The following is a 1810-nucleotide window of genomic DNA, read 5'->3' as shown; positions in this document are numbered from 1 at the left end:
TTAGAGTAGCGGCTCTTGCGGGGCGTAGCGCAGCCTGGTAGCGCACCTGAATGGGGTTCAGGTGGTCGGAGGTTCAAATCCTCTCGCCCCGACCAATAAAAACATAGAGTTGCATGTAATATCACGAGCATTGTTTTTCTCTTTGTGACGCAAATGTACCAATGCCGGAAAGCATCTTTTCGATGTTCTGAGATTCGGTAACCAGATGCTCTGGCGCAAGATGCGCATATTTCAGTACCATGTCCATACTTTCCCATCCCCCCATTTCCTGGAGCTTGAATAAGGGTGTACCCGCCTGAACATGCCAGCTCGCCCAGGTATGCCGTAAATCATGCCAACGGAAATTCTCAATTTCCGCACGCTTCAGCGCATTCCACCACGCCTTTCCAGAAACCTGAATGACAGGGTGCCCCTGATACGTGAAAACATATTGCGGATGTTGATTCATGCGTCTGTGCAATACTGCCATGGCAGTAGCCGTCAGATTAACACCAATCGCTTTGCGCGCCTTGGCTTGGTCCGGATGAATCCAGGCTACTTCACGGATCATGTCTATCTGGTTCCATTCCAGTGCCTTGACATTGGCCTGCCTCAATCCCGTAGCCAATGAAAATTCAGCCATATCCCGCAAATGTTCTGGTAATTCCTGCAATAATCTCTGGGCTTCTTCCTGTGTCAGCCATCTTATCCGGCGCTTCGGTTCAGGATAAGCCTTGAGCATCGGTGCTGCATCCAGCCACTCCCATTCAACACATTGACGAAGAATGGCCCGAATAAGGGCCAGATACCGATTGGCGGTTGCCGGACTGGACTCTTTTCGCTTTTCATCGACAACCTGCATGACAAACGTTTTTTTGATTTCACTGAGCAACATCCCTCGAAAATAGGGTTGCAACCAAACAAGACGCTGAACATCATCCGTAAAACTGGCCTTGTGTTCTTTTTCTTTTAACCAACGAAGGCCTGCATCATCCCATGTGTATTGTGGTCTTTCGCCTAGTTGAGCCTGTCGCCATGCTTGTGTTTTGAGAGTGTCATGAAGTTCCTGCGCCTGAGCTTTGATTTGCGTGCCAGATGATCTTCGTATTCGCTGGCCGTTGGGCGCAGTAAAGTCAATCCACCACGTTTTGCCGCGTTTGTAGAGCATTCAGGAACCTCTGCTTTTTCCGGGAGGGACGCCACTTTCCGGTTTTCAGGATAGAGCGACTGGAAATAATCAACAAGATCATCCTCCAGAAATGCCCAACACTTGCCCGGCTTGGCTCCCCGTATCAATCCCTTGCAGACCTTACGCCGCAAGGCTTCCTTGCTGATCTTCAAAAAATCCGCCGCCTCCTGCAAATCCAGCGTGCGTTTTCTTGGCGTTATCTGAGCAGCCATTCTTTGTCCCTTAAAACAAAGTGGACTGACCACTGCAAAAATGCTTTACCAGCCGGGGATTCAACGCATCCTGCAGCGGTTTGTAAGTCAAAGGTCTGAGCCATATGGCTATCCTCCAAAGTACGAAAAATGGCCGCGTCTCGTGCGGCATACGACGCATCTCCAGGTGGAGTGAAGCCTGTGATGTGCTGCCGATGTTTTTTCGATCCGCTGGTATCCACCGTCGGCTGGGATACCTGGTTGCTCCGGAAAGAACGCTCATATCAGAACAGCCCTCTGGTAATCTCCGGCATACCGCCATTGACCAGTTCCGCCAGTTTTTCCAGCCGGCTGCGCAGTCGGGTGATGGCATCCCGGTCTGCCTCCATCACTTCCAGCAGAATGCCTTTTTTGAGGTTCAGAGACCGGTAAAAGCGGGATATGTCTTCCC

2 protein-coding genes and 1 tRNA gene are annotated in these 1810 nt (G+C 50.8%); 1 reads left to right on the top strand and 2 read right to left on the bottom strand.

Annotated elements, in window-relative coordinates; genetic code table 11:
• The first annotated feature begins 18 nt into the window (after window positions 1-18).
• Window positions 19-95, top strand: a tRNA-Pro gene (locus tag AC2VLY_RS13925).
• A gap of 26 nt (window positions 96-121) precedes the next feature.
• On the opposite strand, the gene AC2VLY_RS13920 is transcribed toward AC2VLY_RS13925, so the two are convergent.
• Window positions 122-874, bottom strand: coding sequence for a tyrosine-type recombinase/integrase (locus AC2VLY_RS13920; RefSeq protein WP_486891974.1), 753 nt, complete (start codon window positions 872-874; stop codon window positions 122-124).
• Window positions 875-996: 122 nt separating this feature from the next.
• Window positions 997-1380 (bottom strand): helix-turn-helix domain-containing protein, encoded by a 384-nt coding sequence (locus AC2VLY_RS13915; protein WP_486891973.1) that lies wholly within the window; start codon window positions 1378-1380, stop codon window positions 997-999.
• Window positions 1381-1810: the final 430 nt, after the last annotated feature.

This window comes from Acidithiobacillus sp. TH-A36 (genome assembly GCF_057473445.1).
Note: the sequence above shows the minus strand (reverse complement) of the source record. Positions and strands in the feature narration are given on the sequence as shown.

Excerpts from the sequence above, each read along its gene's own strand:
- AC2VLY_RS13920 (WP_486891974.1), bottom strand. The coding sequence starts at position 874 with ATGTTGCTCAGTGAAATCAAAAAAACGTTTGTCATGCAGGTTGTCGAT.
- AC2VLY_RS13915 (WP_486891973.1), bottom strand. The coding sequence starts at position 1,380 with ATGGCTGCTCAGATAACGCCAAGAAAACGCACGCTGGATTTGCAGGAG.